This is a genomic window from Burkholderia sp. BC1 (genome assembly GCF_052683555.1).
Map to the genome: position 1 here is coordinate 1 of NZ_JBQYLP010000131.1, position 6,273 is coordinate 6,273.

Annotated in this window: 5 protein-coding genes and 1 pseudogene; all 6 read right to left on the reverse strand. The window is 53.0% G+C overall.

Annotated elements, in window-relative coordinates:
• Positions 1 to 44 precede the first annotated feature (44 nt).
• Positions 45 to 605 (reverse strand): annotated as a pseudogene (icmH, locus tag ACSHSS_RS29470) (type IVB secretion system protein IcmH/DotU); the annotation flags it as partial.
• Entirely contained in the window at positions 602 to 880 is a 279-nt protein-coding gene (locus tag ACSHSS_RS29475; RefSeq protein ID WP_009690060.1) for a PAAR domain-containing protein, read from the reverse strand. The gene ACSHSS_RS29475 and the pseudogene icmH, both read right to left, overlap by 4 nt.
• Positions 881 to 951: 71 nt before the next feature.
• Positions 952 to 1,647 (reverse strand): DUF6708 domain-containing protein, encoded by a 696-nt coding sequence (locus ACSHSS_RS29480; RefSeq protein ID WP_445545909.1) that lies wholly within the window; start codon positions 1,645 to 1,647, stop codon positions 952 to 954.
• 301 nt (positions 1,648 to 1,948) lie between these two features.
• Positions 1,949 to 2,890 (reverse strand): DUF6708 domain-containing protein, encoded by a 942-nt coding sequence (locus ACSHSS_RS29485; RefSeq protein ID WP_445545910.1) that lies wholly within the window; start codon positions 2,888 to 2,890, stop codon positions 1,949 to 1,951.
• A gap of 77 nt (positions 2,891 to 2,967) precedes the next feature.
• Positions 2,968 to 3,909: a DUF6708 domain-containing protein gene (locus ACSHSS_RS29490; RefSeq protein WP_105790878.1), complete on the reverse strand. Its 942-nt coding sequence runs from the start codon at positions 3,907 to 3,909 to the stop codon at positions 2,968 to 2,970.
• 1 nt (position 3,910) lies between these two features.
• On the reverse strand, positions 3,911 to 6,181 hold the full coding sequence (locus tag ACSHSS_RS29495; protein ID WP_445545911.1) for a T6SS effector BTH_I2691 family protein: 2,271 nt from the start codon (positions 6,179 to 6,181) through the stop codon (positions 3,911 to 3,913).
• Positions 6,182 to 6,273: the final 92 nt, after the last annotated feature.

A 6,273-nucleotide genomic window follows, 5' to 3' on the forward strand; every position in this document is an offset into this window, starting at 1 on the left:
CATCTCGCCTGCAACTTCGGAAGTTGGTCCATTGATCAGCGTTTCCCTAGACTGAGGATCCGATAAATCACCTCCAGCAGATCGCGATGCTCGTCAGGCGCCTGCATCAGCCGGCCGATCAGCAGATAAACTTTTTCACCGCCGTCGCGATCCTCATGGAATGTTGTCGCAAGGCTGCGGTTACCCCATTCGCACCCGGAAGATCCACTGCGGCCCCACTCTGTCCTCATCGCGGCCTCGTCAAGCGCCGTGCAGAGGCAGTATCGTGCGCCGATCATATGGTCGCGGCGAATGTTGGCCTGCTCGCACAGTTTCTGAAAGATGCGCAGCTCGTGCTCCAGCATCTTGCGCAGAAGCTCACTTGCAGGACCTGCCAGGGTGTCGGGCATATCCGCCTGCGCTCTCAATAGCGGACGCGCTGCCTCAAGCAAAGGATTCCGCGCCAGCCTGATCGCATTCAGTCTCTGCGACTCTGCTTCGCCCGGTGGAATCACGTAAGTCTTCCTGTTTCGGTCGGAATCGACGATATCTGCGAACGTCGGAACGTCGACGGCAACCGTTACATCGTGTCTTTCGCCAGCCAGGTATTTCGCGCGGCTCATCATCCAACCCTCGCAACAGTACTGCCGACGAGTAAGCATCCGCACTCGGTGCGGTGCCCATGCAAAGCAACACGACGCCCTCCTACTGTCAGCGTTGGGTGGGCTTCGATAATCCGGTTCACGCCGTGCGGACGGCCATCCGGATAGCACCGAGGGCATTCGACGAGATCGTGAAGCCGTGCAACAGGCTTGCCGCCGATCGTATGTGTGGTCGAGCCGGTAATGATCCGGCCGCCGTGATCGGTACGGTCTCCTAAGACTGCGATGGGAAGAGACATCAAATGGTCCTTGCTTATTGAGAGCTTTATTTCAGTGCGGTGCGTCGGTTATTCGATGATTGGCGCGGCAATCACATCGGCTCCATCGGGATCTTGTCGGGGTTGCGCGACGCATCACGCAGATACGGGTCAAAGGAATCTACCGCGCATTCGGCTTCGATTTCGGCCGGCCATATCGGAATCTTGCTCGTGTGCATCGCAAACCATCGGCCGAGCGACGCCACGAAAAAGACCGGGGAAAGCAATATTTGTCCGACAGGCTGTCCATTCAGCGAGAAGAACATGTACCTGAGTCCAACCCTGTACTTCTCGCGACGCTTTGCAATGTCGTGGCACCAGTAGACGTCCCGGTACACCGACGCTGGCCCTTCCTCCATATACCGACGGACAAATTCCCAGGTATGTTTCAATTGCTCCACGAGCGCCGTGTCGCCCGGCAAGGCGAACGTCTCTCGCACCGTCTCACCGTCCTTGTCCAGTATATGGCCGCGGATATCCCAATTTTGTTGACCAACCGTCCGCTCGCAACGTCCGAGGGTGAAAAATATGTTTTCCCAATCTGCAATCAAAACGGTTCCATCCCGCCGAAACACATACACCTTCTTATTTCTATAATTTAATCTAATCGGAAAATGCGTCCAAGAAAACGATTCTTTGCACAACATCCACATCATTAATATCCAATATGGAATCGACACGCAAGAAAAAATCAAAAACACAATTAAATCATAGCCACCGTCAATCAAAATAGGCACAAAAAAATGCATATAGCGGCACCACAATACCGATCAAGCAAAAAGCAGTCATTATTCCGCGATAAATGAACCAACGATCCACGCACTCCAAATACGTCGAATTCATCCTGATCACTGAAACATTATAGAAAGGGGAAATATCGATTCGCCCCTTCTGGTGAAATTGATTCGACCGCTCCTCATCGGTCAGCCTCCGATTCACGCGATACTTCTTCGCATACAGTCCCGTGTAGTCCATGTCAGAATCCAGTTACAACACTGAGGAAGCCCGTTCTTTGGCTTCGAATGTCGAGAGCGGTTTCGATCTGCATCATCACATCGGCTCCATCGGGATCTTGTCGGGGTTGCGCGACGCATCGCGCAGATACGGGTCGAAGGGTTCCACCGCACATTCAGCTTCGACTTCCGCCGGCCATACCGGAATCTTGCTCGTGCGCATCGCGAACCACCGGCCGAGCGACGCCACGAAAAAGACCGGCGAAAGCAATATTTGTCCGATAGGCTGTCCATTCAGCGAGAAGAACATGTATCTGAGCCCCGCCTTGTACTTCTCACGGCGCTCCGCAATATCGTGGCACCAGTAGACGTCCCGGTACACCGACGCCGGCCCTTCCTCCATATACCGACGGACAAATTCCCAGCAGTGCTTCAATTGATCCACGCGCATCGTGTCGCCCGGTAAGGCGAATGTTTCTCGCACTGTCTCACCGTCCTCGTCCAGTACGTGACCGCGGATATCCCAATTCTGTTGACCGACCGTCCGCTCGCAACGCCCGAGGGTGAAAAACATGTTGTTCCAATCTGCAATCAAAACGGTCCCGTCCCGCCGAAACACATACACCTTCTTATTTCTATAATTGAACCTGATCGGAAAATGCGTCCAAGAGAACGACTCTTTGAGCAAAAACCAAGTCATCAAAGAACCAGTACAGACAGCAGCCGGAGACATAAGTAACATCCAACCCAAATCAGATACGGTCGGAATAAGATGCAGCGGCGAGGCAAAGAGCCACGACCCGGTCAACATCAAAATCGCAAAAACAAAATAAATCAAAATCAATGCGGTTGCAGAGCCGCGGTAAATGAACCATCGATCTACGCACTCAAGGCACACCGAATTCATTTTTATTACTGAGATATTGTAAAATGGCTCGATATCTTGCCTCACCTTCTGATCAAATCGATTCAACCGCTCCTCACCAGTCAGCCTCCTATTCACACGATACTTCTTCGCATACAGTCCCGTGTAGTCCATGTCATAACCCAGTTACAACGGTGAGGGAAAACCCATTCTTCGGCTTCGAATGTCGAGAGCGGTTTTGATCTGCATCGTCACATCGGCTCCATCGGAATCTTGTCGGGATTGCGCGACGCATCACGCAGATACGGGTCAAAGGAATCTACCGCGCATTCGGCTTCGATTTCCGCCGGCCATACCGGAATCTTGCTCGTGCGCATCGCAAACCATCGACCGAGCGACGCCACGAAAAAAATCGGGGAAAGCAATATTTGCCAGATGGGTTGACCATTCAGTGAGAAGAACATGTATCTGAGCCCAACCTTGTACTTCTCGCGATGCTTTGCAATGTCATGGCACCAGTAGACGTCACGGTACACCGACGCTGGCCCTTCTTCCATATAGCGACGGACAAATTCCCAGGTGTGCTTCAATTGGTCCACGAGCGCCGTGTCGCCCGGCAAGGCGAACGTCTCTCGCACCGTCTCACCATCCTTGTCCAGTATGTGACCGCGGATATCCCAATTCTGTTGACCAACCCTCCGCTCGCAACGTCCGAGGGTGAAAAATATGTCGTTCCACTTCGCTTGTACGATCGACCCGTTTGGTTTGAATACGTACACCATACGATTCCTATAATTGAATCTGATTGGGAAGTGCGTTAGCCGAAACGACTCCTTAAACAATATCCACGAAAGCAGCACCCACAGCGGGATTGCAAAAGGAAGGAAGAACAACATAAATCCCAAATCCAACCTAGTTGGAATAAAATGCACCTCCGCATTCATATACAATGGCATCGCCATCACACTCAACGTAACCGCAAAAAGATACAAACACGCAACCGTCATAAATCCACGATAAATAAACCAACGATCAACACACTCAAGATACGTTGAGTTCATTTCGATCAAGGAAATATTGTAGAACGGAGGAATTTCTAGACGTATTTTTTGATGAAATTGATTCGACCGCTCCTCATCAGTCAGTCTCCGATTAACACGATACTTCTTCGCATACAGTCCCGTGTAGTCCATTTCACCCTCCAGTAGCGATCGCCAGGTCGCTCAACTCCTCTTCCCAATTCTGGTAGCGCTGTTTCTTCCCCAAGAAACCCCAGTAACAGCGCTTTAGCCATTTATCTATATTGTCATCCTGCAAAAATATGGCAATTATTCCAGAACCAATGAAAGTGAAAATTGCAACAATCGACCAAAGCACATAGCCAGTTGCGACCAGGATTGCTGCAGTCGCTCCCGAAATTGCAGAGATGGCGAGTACTCCGGCTAATGCAATGTTCTTGTGCTGATAGGCTTCGAACGCATTTTTCCCATCCCAAAATGCATTAATCCCAGCAGCCAAGATTCCTAGTAATTTCGAGACAGACCCAAATACGTGCCCAACCACCTCCAACACCGCAGCCCGCCCTTTCAGCAAAGTCGTCTCAGCCAAATTGCTGGCGGCCCTCGCAATGGAGTCGGCCACGGTAGAACCCAACGCGATAACGGCACTTCCCAGCCTGAACTGGGTCTCCAGCCTGTCATCCTTCATCGAGCTCGCCAGGTCTTTCGATACTTTTTGATAGGCAGCCCACTGGAAGAGCCCCGCCAGCATGTTGCCGATAAACGGCAACGCTTTACCTGCGGTTGCCATCTTTTGCGATACATTGACTCGCTCCTGCCACGCCGACAGATTCAGCCTCTCGATCTCCTCCGCGGAGCGAACCGAGCTTGCGAGCCATTTCGCCTGTTCCGCCTTGTTCAAGCCCTTGGGCATCCGTTTGATTGACTCCTCGTCGATCATCACCAGGAATTTCGTTGAGACAACCGCGTTCATCGGTTCTCCACGAATCTGCAAGCGCCGTAAAGCAAGCGAGACTTCGCGCCGCATCGCGTTCTCGCCGATCTTCTTGACGCCGGAGGCCTTCAGAAGCTGACGGATGAGCGACGCGCGATATGCCTTATACGATCCGGTCAACTCGACTGGCACCACTGCTCGCCCGCTCACGACGCCACACGCAACAAGGGCGTGGCGAACCGGTCCATCCGCTGCACTTTGCAGCACTTGCGTAATCGATCCACCAAGCGAGGCCAGCAATTTTCCCAACACCTCCGGAGCCTGCTTCGCCACTCCGTCGATGGCATTGTTGAACGCCAGCATCAGGTTGTCCCAGCCAATCGTTTTCCACGCGACTTCTGGTTTGAGGCTTTCCAGGAACTTTTTCCTGCTTCCCTTCAGATTCAGGACGATGCCGCGCAGCAAGATGTTCCTGTCATCGGAAATCACACCGTTAAGCCAACGGATGTACAACTGCGCGCAAGGCTTGAATTGTTCCGTAGCCTGGATACAGGCGGTGAGGGTTCGGGCATAGACGAGCCCCACTCCGGCAGATGCGTCGTCATGCGTGCAGTCCAGATAGTTCAGCATCTGATTGCTTGTCATCCACTGGACGTGAGACATCGCCAACGGATGCAAGATCTCATCGTGAAACTGACCATATTCGGTATTGAATTGGTTGTGCCAATCACCGCGAGCAATTTCGTCGTAATCGTTCAGATACTTGTCCCACGACTTCTTCGAGGCATCACGCAAGTCCGCCACCGTGGTATCAGGAAGCTTAGGAGGATTGGCTACATAGGTCATGCGCCCGACTCCGTCCGGAACCCAATGACCGTCTTGCTCCAGCTCGTCGCCTTCGACAATTGCATTGATCTCCGCGCGATCAGCCACGGCGCTTTGAAGGCTCAAAATTGCGGTGGAAACGCTCAGTTTTCGAGACCGCTCCCCAACGGCCATGAATTCGTTGTGCAGTTCCGCTGCGATAGCGCCAATTTCCGTCGCCATTCCCGCAGGATCGTCGATGACCAGCATGGCGCCCGGCTGAGGGCCCAATGACGTAGCTGCATGCAACAGGCTATCCGCAGTTGACGCGCGAGAGTTGAATGCGTACGGCGAGAATGCAAAGGTGTCGACCTTGGATTTCGGCGCATACTCCGCTACGACGGATGCAACACTATCCAGCGCCTGCGCATGAGGCGCCTTGCCACTCTCCATCCATTTCTTGACATCGAATACGCGCATGTGGCGACTGCGATACGCTTCCTCCTGGTTGAGTTCGAGTACCCGCGGTGTCCATTCGGCGACCGAGTAGCCGACCCAGATCCGCCGAGCGCTTTTGGGAGCTTTCACAGTAATGCAGGCTGCGATTTCTCGGTGCCCTGTCTTGTTGCAAGGCTCGCGACCCTCGACATATGCGCTGTTCAACGGTACCCCAACCGGCAGTTTCATTAGATAGCCTCGTTGGGTAATCCAGTACTGCGCTGTTCAACGGTACCCCAACCGGCAGTTTCATTAGGGAAACGCTGATTTATTCGGCTCGGCGGTCATCGCAGACGTAGCCG

Coding starts and splice junctions, on each gene's coding strand:
- ACSHSS_RS29475 (WP_009690060.1), bottom strand. CDS start 880: ATGTCTCTTCCCATCGCAGTCTTAGGAGACCGTACCGATCACGGCGGC.
- ACSHSS_RS29480 (WP_445545909.1), bottom strand. CDS start 1,647: ATGCATTTTTTTGTGCCTATTTTGATTGACGGTGGCTATGATTTAATT.
- ACSHSS_RS29490 (WP_105790878.1), bottom strand. CDS start 3,909: ATGGACTACACGGGACTGTATGCGAAGAAGTATCGTGTTAATCGGAGA.
- ACSHSS_RS29485 (WP_445545910.1), bottom strand. CDS start 2,890: ATGGACTACACGGGACTGTATGCGAAGAAGTATCGTGTGAATAGGAGG.